Source organism: Polymorphospora sp. A560 (assembly GCF_045781765.1).
GTDB lineage: Bacteria > Actinomycetota > Actinomycetes > Mycobacteriales > Micromonosporaceae > Polymorphospora > Polymorphospora lycopeni.
This window is the reverse complement of the sequence record NZ_CP122282.1, coordinates 7,839,064-7,855,639: the sequence shown is the minus strand read 5'-3', so window position 1 is coordinate 7,855,639 and position 16,576 is coordinate 7,839,064. Positions and strand designations below refer to the sequence as shown.

The following is a 16,576-nucleotide window of genomic DNA, read 5'->3' as shown; positions in this document are numbered from 1 at the left end:
GCTGTCTGACATGCCCCGCACTGCGCGTTGCGGTTGTCTCGGGCTAGGCGTCCTCCACAGGACGAGCAACGCGCACTCGCTTCTCCCGCCATGATGTCCACCTCCCGTGTGCTACCTGTCCAGCGGCAGGATCAGGGCGTCGTAGTTCGGGGAGTCCGGGAACGGTTTCAGCTTGCCCATCTTCTCCCACCCCCACTTCGCGTAGGCGGTCTGAGCGGCGGTGTTGTCCTCGCGGACCAGCAGCGTCGCTCGTTGTTCGGGCCGGTGGTGCAGCAGTTCGTCGTGTAGGGCCTGCGCGATGCCTCGGCGTTGCCAGTCGGGGTGCACCATCAGCTCACACAGGGCGAACGTCCGGTGCCCGGTCTCGGCGATGAGGTCCGGGTCGACCGGGGTGGTCAGTCCCTGCCACCAGCGGGCTGCCTCGGGTAGTGCGTACCCGAAGGCCAGCCCCACCGGCTGGCGGTTCACCTCGGCGGCGACGAGTTCGAATCCGGATGACGTCATGTACCGGCGGACTCGCTCGACGAACCGTTCGGCGCTGTAGAACGGGTCGCTGATCACGTCGGCGTGCGTTGCCTCGTAGATCGGAACGACGACCGAGTCGAGGACGGCGTCAACGTCCTGTGCGGTGTAGTGGGCGAATGCTGCTTGTGGGGTGTGGGTCATGAGGGGCCGATCGGTAGTGCCAGCAGGTCACGGGCCTGGGAAACAGCCGGTAGCTTCGCCGCGCCAGCGGGGATGGCGTCGAGCGCCAGTGCGGCCGTGCGGCGTACGAGGGCGTCGTCGCGGACGTGAGCCGGAAGGCCGCTCACGGTACGGACGGTGTGGCGGGCGCCTTCGGAGGGGTCACCTGCGACGATCATGGACACCGCCCGGTGCAACTCGATCTGGGCAGGCCCTTGATATGCCTGAGCCGGATACAAGGACAGCGCGACGTTCTGGGCCCTCGCGGCGTCGTGGGTGCGGCCGGCGTACGAGTGCACATGGCTTTCCACATGTCTGAGACGCTGTTCGCTCCAGCCCCACTGCGAGCTACGGTCGGTCACCGTCGCCTCCGGTAGCCGGGCAAACGCCTTGAACGTCTCGTCGAGGGCGTCCAGGGCAGCGCGGTGATCGCCCAACAGGGCGAGCGCTTGCGAGCGGGCTGCGTGGGCACTGACGGTTCCAGTACATGCGATCCCCGGCGCGACCTCGATTGCCTCGTCGGCCAGGGCCAGGACCGTCGACGCGGATCGCTGGTCGTACAGGGAGAACACGGCCCGCCGGCCGCGGATCAGTGCCCGTAGCCGAAGGTCCGACGTCTGGTCGGCGGCACGTGTCGCCGTACGCCAATAGCGCCGCGCCATCTGCGCCTCATCGAGATTGAGCAGGGTGATCGCGATGAGCGCGCTCAACCTCGAACACACATGCGCCAAGTCAGCGCGCTGCTTCCCGGAGGCGCCACGCAAGCTGGCCTGAATGTCCTCGAGGTCCGTAGCGAGCTGCGGAAGCACACGACCGGCGGACAGCAGACCGACATCATGCGCGTACTGGTCGATGACACGCTCCCACTCATCGACATCCGCACTGTCGACTACGTCGCCGCTGAGCCTGTCGTCGAGGCCACGCCGCAGTGCCTCCAGACGGGCGGCAAGAGACGAGCTGCCGGCCGCCCCGGCCGTCCCCATCAATCCGTACAGGACCGCCCGACGATTCACCACATCATCCTGTGTCAATGGCATCGGCTCTGCCGGGCCGTCCCACCGGTAGTTCAGCACTCTCGACCGGAGTGCTTGATGCCTGTCGTGATCCGGGTACCGGGTCTCGGCCGGGGCCGTTCGACCGGGATCGTGCAATTCGCTGCGGCTGGGCGCCTTTTGGCTGTCGCTGCTGTCGTTGGTGGGCAGTGTGAACCACAGTAGGTGGGGTGGGATGCGTAACGCTTTGGCCCACTCGATGAGTCGGTCGAGGTGGACGACTGGGCCTCCGGTCTCGATGCGGCTGAGTTGGGTCTGGGTGATGCCCATCCATGCCGCGACGAGGTTTTGGCTGACCGCCTGCCGCCCCTGTTGTGGATGGGTTCGCCAGGCGCGGATGATCTGGCCGAGGTGGCGGTTGCGGAGCGCGTCTCGCATCGCCGGGTCGTCCCAGAACTCCCCGGTCATGTGGGGTACGTGGAACGGCTCACCGCGTTTGGCTGTCTGACATGCCCCGCACTGCGCGTTGCGGTTGTCTCGGGCGAGGCGTCCTCCACAGGACGAGCAACGCGCACCCGCTCCCGCCACGATGTCCACCTCCCGTACCCGACCCGGGCGGCCGGTTGACCGTCCGGCCCGGTACCACGCCGGACGTCGCTTGTCGCCCCAGTTCGCTGCATGCCAGTGTTCCATACGCTGCCTGCTTTTCGAACCACCGCGACTATTGCGGGAACAGCCCTGCTTTCTGACGCCCTTTTGTTAACCTGATCGACACTTATCGAACTTGCTGATGTCTCCAGCAGTGAGAGTCATCTCGGCGATGGCGACGTTCTCTGGCAGGGATTTCGGCTGAGTCTTACGATCAAGCGGTGAGTCGACTGCAAGACGTAGCTGCCCAGGTCGCCGAGCGCCATCTCGCCGTGGTTATGCCCAACCGGTGGCGCCACGTGCAAGCAGTCGCGCGCAAGGCCGCCGGCCTAGGAGCACTCGCCGCGAGAGATGCCGACCTACTCGTCGCAGCCGCCTGGTTACACGACATCGGATACGCCCCCACCATCACGGACACTGGCTTTCACGCCCTCGACGGCGCACGGTGGCTCAGGGCGTCGGGCTACAATCTGCGGCTCGCCGCCCTAGTCGCTTACCATTCGTGTGCCCAATACGAGGCAGACGAACGAGGCTTGGGCGGTGCCCTCGAGGCGGAATTTCCGTGCGAACTCTCGCCGACGGCGGACGCGCTCTGGTATGCAGATATGACGACCGGTCCAGACGGGCAAGATCTAACTGTCAAAGACAGGCTTGCCGAAATCCGAAATCGGTACGGTCCTGACGATTTGGTGACGCGATTCTGGGAGAGGGCCGAGCCTGCTCTGATCGATTCTATTCGAAGGACCGAAGAACGTATCGCCAATCAGCCAATGTAGGGATCGGGGCGCCGCTCGAACCCGTGATCGATTCGGAGGCGCATGGACGGATGGATCGATATAGAGTTCAAGCCTTCTTGTGGAACCCACTGGACGGCGGAGGACTCGTCGCTCATCGTCGGTTCCCCCGCGATGTACGTAGCCCGTAGGCAGATAGAAAACTGCTGTCGAACCTCGCCGTCGCTGTACTCCACCACATGGTTCGGGTTGGTGTAGATACCGACGACCCCGGTCACTTCGACCTCGATGCCAGTCTCTTCGCGGGTCTCGCGTACGGCCGTCTCGGCAATGTATTCACCGAAGTCCTGGGCGCCGCCGGGGAGCGCCCATAGGCCGTTGTCGGTCCGCTGGATGAGTAGAACACGGTCCTTGTCGTCTTGGACGAAGACGGTCACGGCGACGACGATGCTGTTCGGTTTGGGCGCCTGCGGGTTGTTGAAGTGCTCGGTCCGTGCCATGTCTCAGCTTCCCATCAGTCCTCTGGCCAGACCGCTCGGGCCTGCGAGATCGTGCGGTTGAAGCTTGACACGTAGTTGTCAAACAGTTCCCCGCCGCCGAGCCGCCGGAGGTGCAGGACGGGAGCGTAGGCTGCTGGCGTGCCGTAGAGGTGGGTGTTCACCAACAGTTCCTCATCGAAGCGGTAGATCGAGTTGTAGAGGATCGTGTCGTGGTAGTAGATGCCGACGGTGTCCAGTCCTCGTAGGTCCTTGTAGAAGGCCAGGGTGTTGAGCACCTTGCTGGCGATGGCCGACCCGATGCCCTCGTCCTCGCCCCGCTGGGCGACGTGCTGGCCCTCCGGGTCGCCGAACAGCAGTTCTACCTGGGCGCCGGCCTCTGCCTTGGCCCGCAGCGTCGCCACCCACCGCGGATTCTGCTCGGGCAGGAATAGTCCGGCGTAGACCAGGATGCCGATGTGGCGGCTGGCGCCGTCGAGTAGGCGCTGCCACAGTTCCTGCGGCACGGCTCCGCGACGCGGGTAGACGTGCACGATTTCCGACTGGCTGACCTGCGCGGCACGCTCGGCGGGCAGGGCGGACGGCCACAGGTAAGACTCGCCTTCCCTGAGCAGGGCCGCGATGGCGTGCCGGTAGCGCGGGTACGGCGTGCGGTCTTGTGTGATCCACCGCTCGACGGTCTTCGGATCTACGCCCAGTTCTTCGGCAAGGGCGGCCGGCGTCAGCCCTCGCTTGAGCAGTCCGTCTCGTAGCCGGTCGTTCGGCACCACACTCTCCATCGGCACATGTAGGGACATCTAGAGGGACGGCTCACCTTATCGAGGACGTCCCTAGTCGTCCACGCCTGAGGTTAAGTCGTCACGGTCGGCCAACGCAGTCTGTAACCACGAGAACTGCCGTCCGCAGAGGACGCGAGTGGCCCGGCGATAGAGGCCCGCTTGCAACGAAGGGGGAGTCGGCCATGGGTGTCTGACGCTGAAGACCTCGAGGCTGTCGTACCAGGTATCGGTGAACCAGGCGTAGCGGCGGGCGCGCCATAGTGGTCGGCGCCCCCCGCGTGCGACATCGTTCGGCTACCCCCATATCGCGGCGCCGACCGGAGTCGCCTGGGCTGGCCGAGTTCGTAAGCCGCAAGGGCGTTATGCGAGCTGTGCATACCGTTACCCACTCTTGGTCATGTCACGGCCTCAAATCGTTCGGCATCGTGCTCCCAGCGATAAGCGGCGAGAGGGAGCACGCTTCGACGGCTGGATGACTGGGGCGTGCACCTGCGCCCGCTGACGTCAATGGGGCGGCGGCAGGAACAGTCGGCGTTTCCTGTCGCGACGCTTTGGTGCGGTGCGCCTGCCTATCGGTCGGGCATCCGACGTGGTTCAACTCGCTACTGAATCGCCGGGTCAACTGATGGAGGACTTCAGAATGTCAGCGGTTCGAGGCGCGCGGGTCGCCGTATGAATGCCCAAGGCGCTACCGGCGGGAGTTTCGGCGCCATGGGTGCGGATCACCCAAGCGCCGCTCGAGTTTATGACGTGCTGCTTGGGGGGTCGGCGAATTTTGAGGTCGATCGCGAGATGGCTGGTCGGATGCTTGCGGCCGAGCCGCAGGCCGTTCGTTATGCACGGGCGAACCGTCGTTTCCTGCGCCGGGCGGTCGACGGCTTGCTGGACGAGGGCGTCGACCAGGTGATCGATCTTGGCTCAGGGCTCCCGACCGTCGGGAACGTTCATGAGATCGTGCACGCCGTCACCCCTGACGGGCGGGTCGTGTACGTCGATGTGGATCCGGTGGCGGTTGCTTTCAGTCAGCAGCTCCTGGCTGGGGATGAGCGGACTGCGGTGGTCCAGGCCGATGTTCGTGACGTGGAGGCGATCCTAGAGGACCCGGCCACCCGGCGTTTGATCGATTTCGATCGTCCGGTGGGGATCGTGGCGGCGGCGGTGTTCCACTTTGTAGAGGAGGACCCCGCGCCGATTTTGGGCCGGTTCCGGGCCGCGGTGGTGCCGGGCAGCTATCTCGTGTTGTCGCACTTGACCACGCCGGCGCAGATGTCGCGGGAGACGGTCGGGGTGGTGCGGCGGTACCGGGAGTCGACGGGGTCGCCGTTGACGTTCCGCAGCCGTAACCAGGTGGTGGATCTGTTCGCGGGCTGGGAGTTGCTGTCGCCGGGGGTGGTGCCGGTCGACCAGTGGTCGCCGGAGCTGGAAGACCTTGAGGAGTCCGCGGATCTGGGCCCGGTGCCGATCTGGGCGGGTGTGGGTCTGCGGAGTTCTGTGTAGCTGTCGCCGGTCGGCGCTGGCGGCCAGGAGTCCGCGGGTGGTCTGGCCGGTGGATCGGCGCGCCTATCGTGCGCCTGTTTTATCCATCTGGGGAGGATAAGTGAGTATCGGAATCGTGCGCCGGGTCGGCGCTGCGGCGGTGGTCGGGCTGATGGCTGTCGCCGCTGGCTGCGCCACCGGCAGGCCGGCGAAGGCGCCGGACGGCGTGGACAGGGTCACGTACCTGACCGCGGTGGCGTCCTTCGGTCGGGAGGCGTACGCCTGGGTCGCCCTTGAGAAGGGCTTCTTCCGCGACCGTGGGATTGAGGTCGAGATCAAGCCCGGGCAGGGGTCGGCGGACAACCTGAAGCTGTTGGCGGCTGGTCAGGCGCAGTTCTCCGCGAACGACCTGTCCGGGGTGATGGTCATGCTCGGGGAGGGGAATCACAGGGGTGGTGTGCGGGCGGTCGCGGCGATCCAGCAGCGGACGCTGAACTCGATCACCGTTTTGCGGGAGTCGGGGATCAGTGTGCCGGCGGACCTGGTCGGGAAGAAGATCGGCGGGGTGCCTGGTGGTGCGCCGATGTTGTTGTGGCCCGCTTACGCGAAGCTGGCCGGGATTGACCCTACGAGGGTGCAGTGGGTGAACGTGCCCGCGCAGCAGACTCCGGCGACCCTCGCGTCGGGCAAGGTCGACGGGATCGGTCAGTTCACTGTCGCCCGGGGCACGGTCGAGAAGGCGGCTCAGGGGCGGCCGGTGCATCTGTTGCCGTACTCGGATGTCATCGCCGACCTGTACGGCAATGCCCTGATCGCCCCGACGAGGTTGATCGACGAGGATCCGGATCTGGTGCGCCGGTTCAGCGAAGCCCTGCTCGAGGGTCTCGTCTACGCCATCGACCACCCCGAAGAGGCCGGCCAGATCCTGCACAAGCACGTCCCGTCGGCCGACCCGGCCGCGGCCGCGCAGGAGGTCGCGCTGATGCAGCCCTATGTGCTGTCGAATGCCCGCGCCGGCGTCCTCGACCCGGAACGGATCGCCCGCGCCATCGCCGTGCTGCAGGGTGCCGGTGTCATTCCGGCCGGTCTGACGCCCACGGATGTGGTCGCGACCGGGTTCGTCCCCGCCTGAGCTTTCCTCCCCAGCAGGGTGGGCCGGGAGTTTCCCGGGGCGCCTCCGGCCGGCAGATTCCCGGCCCACCCGCCTCTTATCTGGAGTGCTTCGACATGACCACCGACGCGACTGTCACACCACATGGTTACGCCTACGACAACGACCAGCCGTCCGCCCGCCGGCACCTGTCCGCGCTTGCCAGGGCCCTGGACGACTTCACCATCGGCCGGCTGCACCATCTGGGCCTGGCCGGTAAGCGCTGCCTGGAGATCGGTGCCGGCGGCAGCGAGATCGCGGTCTGGCTGGCCGCTCAGGTCGGTCCGGCCGGCACCGTCGTTGCGACGGATCTGAAGCCGCGGCACATCGGTGCGCACCCGCGGCTGACCGTGCTCCGGCACGACATCACCACCGATCCGCTTCCCGACGGCCCGTTCGACCTCATCCACGCCCGCCTGGTCCTCATGCACCTGCCCCAGCGGGAGCAGCTGCTCGCCGTCCTCGCGGCCGCTCTCGCTCCTGGCGGTGTCCTAATGGTCGAGGACTGGCACGCCACCGCCGACGCCGTCGTCCTCGACGCGGCCACCGACGACGACCGGGACCTGTTCACCGCCTACCAGCGTGCGGTCAACCAGCGCGTCTTCCAGGCCGCCGGCTCTGACCCGCAGTGGTCGCTGCGCCTGCACCAGCAGATGCGGCTCGCCGGACTGCACGACGTCGACACGGTCATCAACGCCCCGGTCTGGCACTCCGGCAGCCCAGGACTGATCCTCGCCCTGACCGCGATCGCCGAACACCGCGACCGGCTACGGGACGCCGGCCTGACCGACGCCGACCTCACCCGCGTCGAACGCCTGCTCATCAGTTCCGACGGTGGCCTCGTCGTACGCGGGCACCAGCTCTACTCGGTCAGCGGTCGCAAGCCGTGACCACCCGCCGCGCGGCAACCGCCGCTTCGCCGATCGTCGGCCCGCCGCCAGCCACCGCGCGGCAGGATCCCCGGCTGCCGGCAAAGGCCGGAACCAGCACGTTCGCCAGCGGTACCGCGACATACGGCCGGCAGCGCCGGGCCCGAACCTGACCTGACCCGCGCAGGACTGCCGTCCACCCTTTGGTGCCCGCCGGGTGGATGGGGCGGGACGTCCGGCCCGTTCCACGCCGACACGTCTCCGGTCGCTGGCCGATGGGTTTCCCAAGCCCACCGGCCAGCACCACCGGCTACCTACCGCTGCCGGGCCGTGCCTGGCCAACCAAGGGGGAAACCCGGGGTGCGGGCCAGTTCCTCGGCCCGCACCCGGGGTCCAGCCGACGTCCGAGCCGACCGGCCAGTCCCTCGACCGTCCGCACCACGTCTTCTCGTCCACCCTGCCCACCACGGAGCACCACTGCCATGGACCGACCACATTGGCCCGACAATCCCGGCGAACCCGACGAACGCCGCAAGGCACCGCCGCGCCGCTGGCCGATGCTGCCGCCCGAGCCGTTGCAGAACGGGTTCGCGGTGCGCAGGGACTGGCCCGACGGCACCCACACCTTCGTCGGGTTCAGCCACACCGCCGATCAGGCGCAGCGCCGGCTCGCCGGTGACCGCGGCTACTGGCAGCGTGGCCCGCTGCGGCCAGCAGGCTGGTCGATCGTCGAGATCACCCGCTACCAGATGAACGCGCACTACAACCAGACCGACTGCCGCTCACCTGCCTGCCCCATCGGCATCCCCACCGAAATGCCACCCGGCGGCCACGAGCCCACCGCGCCACCGGAGACCGGTGAACAGCAGGAGCCCGCGATAGCGGCGGGTGGCCGTAGCTGGTCGCTGCGTGCGCTGCTGCGGCGACTCATCGGTCGACATCTTCCACGGCTGGCGGACGACGTACGCGCCTTCTGGCAGCCGCTGCCCCAGGCCGGGACGCACACCCACCCGACAGACAAGCCATGACGCGGGCGCTGCCCTCCGGCCCGAATCTCCATGCCCTGTCCAGGCCATCATCGATCCGCCAGCAGAGGTGCACCATGGCGCCAGACCCATCCAACGAACCCGAGTCCGACCAGCCGCCTCTCGTCACCAGCGGGCCGCTCCTGCTCGACGACGGCCGGGTGGTCACACCGCGATACCTCGGCGGAACCTACACCCTGTGTGAACTGCTGCGCCGACCCGACACCGGCGAACCGGCGACGACCCGTCAGGGCCTCGACCACCGAAGGTCCCGCCCCGTCGGCAGCCTGATCCCCCTACCCAACAAGACCCTGGCCAACGCAGCACCCGTCGACGCCGACCCCGCAACTGGCGGGCCCGTCACCGTGACCAGCCGCGGGTTTGAGGAACCCCAGACGCCGCCGGCCACACCCGGCCCGCCCCCGATAATGCCCATCTCCTCAAGGAGCAGTGTCGTGCCATACAAGCGGCCGCCGACCAGCCTGCGCGCGCGGTGGCTGGCCGAGCAGATGCGCCGGCTGCGCAAAGAACGCGGCGTCGCCCTGAAGACCGCCAGCCGGCACCTCGGCATCGACCACTCCGCGCTGGCCAGACGAGAAAAGGCCGAGTGGCCGTTTCTTGACGGGGTCGCCTCGCTACTCGACGTCTACCAGCTCACCGACGGTCGCCGCCGCGCCACGCTGTTGCACCTTGACGCAGACACCCACCGGCGCGACGCATGGGACCGCGACGACATCCCGCCAAGTAATCCGGACCAGCAGGAGAACGCTGTGCCCTTCCCCGAACGTCACCGGCCCACCGTCCGTAACCAGTGGCTGGCCGAACAACTCCGACAACTACGCGTCGACCGCCGGCTCACCCTGCAACAGGTCGGTACGCAGTTCGGCGTCGACTGGAGCAGCGTGGGCCGGTTCGAACGCGGCGAACTCAAACTCAAGTACGACACCGTCACCGCACTGCTCGACCTCTACCACGTCTTCGACGACCGCCAGCGCGACCAACTGTGCTCCCTCGCCCTCGACGCCCGCCACGGCGACCACTGGGACGTCGACTTCGGCGACGAACTCGACTACCGCCCCTACGTCAACCTCGCCTGGCTCGAAACCCGCGCCACCGCCATCCGCTACTACGCCACCACCCGCATCCCCGACCTGCTCCAAACCCCCGAGTACACCGCCCGCCTCATCCAAACCCAGATGGGCATCCACCACCCCACCCCCGAACACCAGGCAGCCGTCGCCGCCCACACCACCCGCCGCAACACGTTCCACGAGGGAAAGACCCGGCTGTCCGCCGTGATCACCGAAACCGCCCTACGAACCCAGGTCGGCGACACCCACCTGGCAGAGCAGCAAATCGCACACCTGCACGCACTCGCCAACCAGCCCCGCTACACCATCCGCGTCCTGCCCGACGGGCACGAGACCGCCGCCCGATACGACACCCCGTTCACCGTCTTCGACATGCCCGACCCCTACCCACCCGTCGCCGTCACCCACAGCCTCGCCGGCCGCCTCTACCTCGAACACCCCCGCAGCCTGCGCTTCACCGTCGCCCACGACCACCTCCACACCGCCGCCCACAACCTCGTCCCCGACCCGGCCAGCCCACCCACCCAACCGAACGAGACCGCCGGCCGTGCCACCACCGCAGCGGCCCCGCGCACCACCAACGACGCACGCCACCGCACAGCCGCAACCCGCACCGCCAACGACCCACACCACACCCCGACTACCGGCCCCAGGGGAAACCGATGAGCCGGTCCTTCCAGACCACCGACGGCAAGGCGCTGTGGAATCCGTCGAACTCGATGGCAGCCCTGTTCGCCGGGACAGCGCAGACCCTCGCCCAGATCACCGCCACCCCCTCGGGTATCGCACCACCGCACCAGGACAGGTACGTCGTCGACCTCGAACAGTTCATCGTCCTCGTCGCCGCCGTCACCCGCTGGTACGACGCCACCCGCCACGACTGTAAGAACGCCCTGGCCGCCGGCTGGCTTTCCGTCGCCCGCGCCAAATTCGTCGGCGAGACACCACTACCCGGCCACACCAACATGCACGTCATCGACCACAACCACGGCGCGGCGGTCGACCACACCGCCCGGCTCACCGACCACGTCCGCGACTTCCTCACCTGGCAACCCACCCGGTGGCCGACCGACCCCTTCGCCGCCGAGTTCCTCGCCGACTACCTCGACACCGCCCACACCCGACTACGCGACGGCAGCAGCGACTACATACCGACCTTCTTCGGCGGCGGATACGACATCGACATGCGCGGCGCCGTCCTCGACCGGATGCCCCTAGACGACGCCTGGTTATGCGACTGCAACCTCAAAGGCGTCTCACTACGCGACACCCGCCTCTACAAAGCCAACCTCACCCAAGGACGCCTCGACCACGCAGACCTCACCGGCGCCTTCCTCCGCAAAGCCGACCTCTACAAGGTGTCCGCACGCGCCACCACCCTGCGCGCCGCCGACCTGCGCGGCGTCTCCGCGTTCGACGCCGACCTCCGCGACGCCGACCTGTCCGGCGCCGCACTCCACCTCGCCTCCCTCAACGGCGCCGACGTGCGCGGCGCCAACCTACGCGCCGCCAGATTCGACAACGGATGGATGAGGCTCGAAGGTGCCAAGATCGCCGGCGCCCAGTTCGACGGCGCCACAGGCTGCATCTGGGGACCATGCGACGTCAGCGACACCGACAACCCCCGCCTGCTCGACGGGACCGAACTCGAACAGTGGTTCACCGACAACCACCCCGACGCCCAGATCACCATCCGACGCACCCCACGCCGATCCGACGCCGCAGCAGCAACGCCGCCGTGACCGATCACGCACTAAAACAATCCCCGATAGGTGACCCCTACCAGCCAGCAGAGTCCGGAGGGCACACGTGCGATAGCCAGCTGTAGCTCGGAGTCGAGTCTGCGACCCTTCGAACCATGCGACGGTCGCCCCGCCCCCCCCGGGCCCCGGCGAAGTCGTGATGGTGTCCGACTTGAGTGGGCTGGAACAGAAGCGCCGTTGTTGATGGCGGCAAGACAACATGACTGGTTCGAAAAATCATCAAGGTTCTACACCGTGTTGATCGCCGAAGCGAGTCATGCCCGCCTTGCCATCATCGCTGATCTCGCCGGTGCCTCACGCACTCGCACCGGCACTAGCCGTTCCCGAAGCCGCTGGCGGACTGCTCGCAGTGTTGGCCGATCCTCCGGATCCGCGAGCCCAGCGAGGCGTCCGGTACGGACTCGCGGTCGTCGTGACCGCCGCGGTGTGCGCGGTGGTAGCCGGCTCCACCGGTCCCGCGATCGCCGAGTGGATCGCCGACGTGCCGGCGGCGACGGCGGTCGCGCTGGGCATGTGACCGGACCGACGCCCGTCCGAAGCAATGATCCGCCGGCTCTTGCAGGCCATCGACCTGCAGCTACTGACCACGGCGGTCAGCTTCTGCTCACCGGCCGGGCTGCGGGAGCGTCGACGACCCGGCGAGCGATCGAGGTCGACGGCAAAACCCTGTGTGGACCGCGCACCACCGACAACGCGGCCTGGCAGCTGATGGCCGCCTGCGATCGGGCTGTCGGCGTAATCCTCGTCTGCCCGCTACCGTCAGCAAGGGGCGGCTCGTGCCTCCAGGATAAGGCCGAGTTTCGATCGCTACCTCTCGATGTTTTGAATGCGTGTGCCGGCCGGGACGCGCGAGGCGAGATCGCCCGTTCGGTGTCGGTGATGGCGGTCAGGTAGTACCGGGGTCGGGTGGTGGGTAGGTGGTGGTCGAGGGTGGACTCGGCGGCGGGAACACCGACGCCGGCGACAGGGTACACAGACAGGGGGCCTTTCGGTCGTGATGGTTAGGCACCTTCGCTCGCGCTGAAGGCCGGACCTGCTGTCACGCGACCACGTCGGACACGCAAAGCATCATCGATCATTGGTCGGCCCACCGCCCGTCCGGACCCCTCATTCCCAGGCTCTTAGGTAAGCCAGCCTCGGTCCTTCCCTGCGGTCTCGGCAAGGGGCGGCCGGTTGGGATGAGCCCAGGGAGTCCTTTTGGTGCCTAAGCCTCGCCGATCAGGAGCACGGTGGCCACGAAAGTGCGGTGCCGATACCTCGGGATTGCTTCGTTGCTGGGTGTGATGTCGCTGCTGGTGCCGGACATAAGCACAGTAGGAGGTGCCATGGACCTGGCAGAAGATCGATTCACCGAGCTGTACGAACGTCATCACGGCGACGTGTGGCGTTACGTGTCTCGGCGGGTTGTCGGTGCCGACGTCGGTGACGTTGTTGCCGAGGTCTTCCTGGTGGCGTGGCGCCGCCTGGGTGATGTTCCGGCCGGGGCCGCGCTGCCGTGGTTGTACGGCGTGGCTCGGCTGGTATTGGCCAACGAGGCCCGAGGTCGTCGGCGGTGGCGGGAGTTGACGCTGCGGATGGCGGCGGAGCCTGACCGTTCGGTGGTGGCCGACCATGCGGACGAGGTGATCGGTCAACGCGACGTGGCCGTGGCCTTCGACCAATTATCGGCCGCGGATCAGGAGATCTTGCGGCTGGTGGCCTGGGAGCGGCTGAGTCCGGCTGAGGCGGCGGTCGTTCTCGGGTGCTCACGGGCGACGTTTGCGATGCGGTTGATGCGGGCTCGTCGCAGGCTTCGGGCGCGGCTTGGTGCGGTCAGTGATGGGGCGGGGCGATCGTCGTTGACGGCGCCGTCGATGTCGGAATGGGGTGCGTGAGATGAAGGCCGTTGATGAGATGCGCCAGATGTTGGGCGGTCTGGATCCTGCTCGGGGCGGGCCACCGGTAGACGAGGGACGTCGGGCGCGGGAGCTGACCAGTATCCTCGCGACCGACCGCAGGGCGATCAGCGTCAGGCGGCCGGCTCCTAGGCGTCGTGTCCTGTTGGTGGCCGGCGCGGCGGTGGCCGTGGTGGCCGCTGGCGGGGTTCTGGTCGAGATGGGGCGGGAGTCCCAGCCGGCCTACGCGGCCACCCCGGTCGTTCTCGCCTACGGCCCGTCAGCGACCGCAGAGCCCGCTGGTACACGGCTGCGGCACCTGGCGGACGTGGCGGCTCTGCAGGCGGCACCGTCCCGGCCGGCCAGCACGGTGGAGTACCTGGAATCGGCGAACTGGTTCCTCAACTCGGCGACATCGGGCCAGCGGGTGACATCGGCTGTCGTACCCGAGCAGTGGCGATCCTGGCGCACCGACGACGACGGCGGCCGCCGGGTCGTGAAGTCTCTACCGCCGACGTTCCGATCCGACGCGGACCGCAGGACCTGGGAACAGCAGGGCGAACGGATCAACCAGTCGGAGACCAGACGCGACTTCGCGGCCGGCGAACTTCGCCCCGGGTGGCGGGGCGAGGTGCCAGCGGACGTCGACGCGTTGCGCAGCTGGCTTACCGCGGGCGGGTCCGCGCGCGAGGAGCCTGTGCAGTACCTGGAAGACGTCGCCGAGCTTGCCGGGGTCCGACTCCTGAACCCGGCACAGCGTGCAGCGGTACTGAGGCTGCTCGCCGACCTTCCCGGCATCACGGCGAGTGGAACCGTCACCGACCGCGCCGGCCGCAACGGAGAAGCGTTCTCGATCACCTCGAGCTTCCACGGCCTACCCGCCCAGTACACCATCATCATCGATCCACTATCCGGTGCACTGCTCGGGTACGAGGAGGTTCTCACCACGACCGCAGGCAAATTGAACGTGACGATCCCCGCCGTCACTTCCTACCGGACGTACCTTGTCGCCGAGTACGCGGCGATGCCCCGCTGACGCGCAGGTCGGACGGGCGGCGCCCCAGCGCCACCCGCCCGACCGTGCTGTCAAGGCTGAACAGATGTCAGCCGTGGATATCCTCGGTCCTGTCGTTGTAGCTTCCTAGGTTCGACGCCTCCGTGCAGTCCGTCATCGTGCGGTTGTCACCGGCACCGTCGCCGAGAGTTCCACTGTCGCTTCCTGAACATCCGAAAACCCAGCCACCCTGGTTGTTGGTCCACGACGATGTCTGATCCTTGAATCCCCACTCGTCCAGATCGTGCCAGTACTCATCATTGAAGCTGAGTTGGCGACCGCCGTAGCTTGCGTGTTCGTAAATGCACAACCAGCCGTTCGCGCATCCGTTCCAGGACAACAACCCAACTGTTCCGTCTGTGTTCTGAGCCCCACCGTTGATTGCTGTGGTGGGAGCCAGGGCGACGATCGACTCCTCTCTGGAGGCGTAGCAGCGCACGTCGCTACGCGATACGACGGCGCAGACCTCGGCACCTTCCCAGCTCTTCGAAAGGTCGATCATGCGCCCTTGGAACGAGGCGAACGACGTGTCGCGAACGGCCTCCTTGGCAGGATTCGCACTCGCCGGAGTCGCAAGGGCGATGACGCAAAGAACGACGACTACCACTCCTACGGGTAGTCTGGTACGCGTCCTCATACAACCTCCTTAGGACAGGAATGAGGGCGACAGCGGCCGCGGTGTGGCTGCACCACGGCTGCGAACTGTCCGTCTCCCCAGCGGCTTGTCGTTGGGGAGACGGACAACCTGTTCCCGAAGCTAGACCCCTACGCTTCGGCCGGGCGACCCTGAAACCACGCAAGGCGAAGTTTGCTCCAAAGGTCGCAACTCACGCGAATAGTCGAACATCATTGCCAGTCCGCTGAAGCCCGCCGGTGGCTTTCGGCTCGCACCCGTTGTTGCGTCTGCTGAACCGGCGCCTGGCCAAGCGGTAGTTGTCAAGTCAAACTGAGACGGTCTGTTCCTTCTGGGTCGGCTGGTTGATCCAGGCCTGGTCGGGCAGTTTCGGTGCGCGCGGCCGGCGGTTGAACCGGTCCGGGTGGGCGGCGTGGGCCGCGTCGAGGGCGCGTTGGCGTTGCTCACGGATTTGCTCGGCGGTGCCGTAGTGCACCGACGCCGGAGTGTGCCAGCCGATCCCGGAATGCCGATGCTCGTGATTGTAGGCGGTGAAGAAGGCGTCACAGAAGGCTCTCGCGTCAGCGAGGGATCCGAACCTATCCGGGAAGTCCGGCACGTATTTCATCGTCTTGAACTGAGCTTCGGAGTACGGGTTGTCGTTCGAGGTCCGAGGCCGGGAATGCGAACGTAGGACTCCGAGGTCGACGAGCATTTCCGATACCGGCTTCGACACCATGGCGCCGCCACGGTCGGCGTGGATGGTGTGCGGCTCGATCCCGTTACGGCTGATCGCGTCGGCCAGGAAGTCACGGGCCACGATCGCGTCCTCACCGGCGGCGACGAGCCAGCCGGTGACGTAACGTGAGTAGATGTCAATAACGACGTAACATCTGTACCAGACGCCTTTGACGGGTCCTTTCAACGCGGTGATGTCCCAGGACCACACCTGACCGGGCCCGGTCGCGACCAGCTCTGGACGCACCCGGGGTGGATGAGTCGCCAGCCGGCGTCGTTCCCGGCTCTGCCCGGCCGCCCGGGCGATGCGATACATCGTGGACATCGAGCAGTGGTACCTGCCCGCATCGAGTTCCCGGGCCCAGACCTGCGGGATCGCCAGGTCGGCGTATACCGGCGAGTTCAACACCGCCAGCACCCGGTCACGTTCGGCCGTGCTGAGCGCTTGCGGCGGCGGGGTCCGCGGCAGCCACGGCCCGTGCCGCGGTCCGACCGGCTTCGCCCGCCGATAGTAGGTCGCCCGCGAGGTCCCAGTCAGCGCGCACGCCCGCTGCACCGAGATATCCGCGTCGCGCAACTCGCCGAACAC

Annotated in this window: 16 protein-coding genes; 10 read left to right on the top strand and 6 right to left on the bottom strand. The window is 67.2% G+C overall.

Annotated elements, in window-relative coordinates; all coding sequences use genetic code 11:
* Positions 1-111 precede the first annotated feature (111 nt).
* Both QCD66_RS35295 and QCD66_RS35290 read right to left on the bottom strand, forming a co-directional pair.
* Complete coding sequence (locus QCD66_RS35295; protein WP_375737336.1) at positions 112-666, bottom strand: GNAT family N-acetyltransferase; 555 nt, start codon at positions 664-666, stop codon at positions 112-114.
* Positions 663-2,144 carry a helix-turn-helix domain-containing protein gene (locus QCD66_RS35290; protein ID WP_407566945.1) on the bottom strand — a complete coding sequence of 494 codons (1,482 nt, stop codon included), beginning with the start codon at positions 2,142-2,144 and terminating at the stop codon, positions 663-665. Before QCD66_RS35290 ends, QCD66_RS35295 begins: the two co-directional genes overlap by 4 nt.
* Before the next feature lie 458 nt (positions 2,145-2,602).
* Between QCD66_RS35290 and QCD66_RS35285 the strand changes: the two genes are divergently transcribed.
* Positions 2,603-3,100 (top strand): HD domain-containing protein, encoded by a 498-nt coding sequence (locus QCD66_RS35285; RefSeq protein ID WP_407567270.1) that lies wholly within the window; start codon positions 2,603-2,605, stop codon positions 3,098-3,100.
* Here the strand turns inward: QCD66_RS35285 and QCD66_RS35280 are convergent.
* Positions 3,088-3,558 carry an NUDIX hydrolase gene (locus QCD66_RS35280; protein WP_375736759.1) on the bottom strand — a complete coding sequence of 157 codons (471 nt, stop codon included), beginning with the start codon at positions 3,556-3,558 and terminating at the stop codon, positions 3,088-3,090. The genes QCD66_RS35285 and QCD66_RS35280 overlap by 13 nt on opposite strands.
* A 14-nt stretch (positions 3,559-3,572) precedes the next feature.
* On the bottom strand, positions 3,573-4,322 hold the full coding sequence (locus QCD66_RS35275) for an XRE family transcriptional regulator (RefSeq protein WP_375736760.1): 750 nt from the start codon (positions 4,320-4,322) through the stop codon (positions 3,573-3,575).
* 684 nt (positions 4,323-5,006) lie between these two features.
* Between QCD66_RS35275 and QCD66_RS35270 the strand changes: the two genes are divergently transcribed.
* The 9 genes from QCD66_RS35270 to QCD66_RS35230 all read left to right on the top strand — a co-directional run bounded on the left by QCD66_RS35270 (position 5,007) and on the right by QCD66_RS35230 (position 14,618).
* A complete protein-coding gene (locus tag QCD66_RS35270) occupies positions 5,007-5,831 on the top strand; it encodes an SAM-dependent methyltransferase (RefSeq protein ID WP_407566944.1) in 825 nt (274 codons plus the stop codon).
* Positions 5,832-5,946: 115 nt separating this feature from the next.
* On the top strand, positions 5,947-6,942 hold the full coding sequence (locus QCD66_RS35265; RefSeq protein WP_375736761.1) for an ABC transporter substrate-binding protein: 996 nt from the start codon (positions 5,947-5,949) through the stop codon (positions 6,940-6,942).
* Positions 6,943-7,037: 95 nt separating this feature from the next.
* A complete protein-coding gene (locus QCD66_RS35260) occupies positions 7,038-7,850 on the top strand; it encodes a class I SAM-dependent methyltransferase (RefSeq protein WP_375736762.1) in 813 nt (270 codons plus the stop codon).
* A 461-nt stretch (positions 7,851-8,311) separates the two neighbouring features.
* Positions 8,312-8,857, top strand: coding sequence for a hypothetical protein (locus tag QCD66_RS35255; protein WP_375736763.1), 546 nt, complete (start codon positions 8,312-8,314; stop codon positions 8,855-8,857).
* A gap of 452 nt (positions 8,858-9,309) precedes the next feature.
* Complete coding sequence (locus tag QCD66_RS35250; protein WP_375736764.1) at positions 9,310-10,611, top strand: helix-turn-helix domain-containing protein; 1,302 nt, start codon at positions 9,310-9,312, stop codon at positions 10,609-10,611.
* Positions 10,608-11,687: a DUF6086 family protein gene (locus QCD66_RS35245; protein ID WP_375736765.1), complete on the top strand. Its 1,080-nt coding sequence runs from the start codon at positions 10,608-10,610 to the stop codon at positions 11,685-11,687. Before QCD66_RS35250 ends, QCD66_RS35245 begins: the two co-directional genes overlap by 4 nt.
* A gap of 277 nt (positions 11,688-11,964) precedes the next feature.
* On the top strand, positions 11,965-12,225 hold the full coding sequence (locus tag QCD66_RS35240; protein ID WP_375736766.1) for a transposase family protein: 261 nt from the start codon (positions 11,965-11,967) through the stop codon (positions 12,223-12,225).
* A gap of 808 nt (positions 12,226-13,033) precedes the next feature.
* Entirely contained in the window at positions 13,034-13,582 is a 549-nt protein-coding gene (locus QCD66_RS35235) for an RNA polymerase sigma factor (protein WP_375736767.1), read from the top strand.
* A 1-nt stretch (position 13,583) separates the two neighbouring features.
* Positions 13,584-14,618 carry a CU044_5270 family protein gene (locus QCD66_RS35230; RefSeq protein WP_407566943.1) on the top strand — a complete coding sequence of 345 codons (1,035 nt, stop codon included), beginning with the start codon at positions 13,584-13,586 and terminating at the stop codon, positions 14,616-14,618.
* 67 nt (positions 14,619-14,685) lie between these two features.
* Here QCD66_RS35230 and QCD66_RS35225 read toward each other — a convergent pair whose 3' ends face one another.
* Both QCD66_RS35225 and QCD66_RS35220 read right to left on the bottom strand, forming a co-directional pair.
* Positions 14,686-15,273, bottom strand: coding sequence for a peptidase inhibitor family I36 protein (locus QCD66_RS35225; protein WP_375736768.1), 588 nt, complete (start codon positions 15,271-15,273; stop codon positions 14,686-14,688).
* A 304-nt stretch (positions 15,274-15,577) separates the two neighbouring features.
* Positions 15,578-16,576, bottom strand: a complete 999-nt coding sequence (locus QCD66_RS35220) for an IS3 family transposase (RefSeq protein WP_407566942.1) — start codon at positions 16,574-16,576, stop codon at positions 15,578-15,580.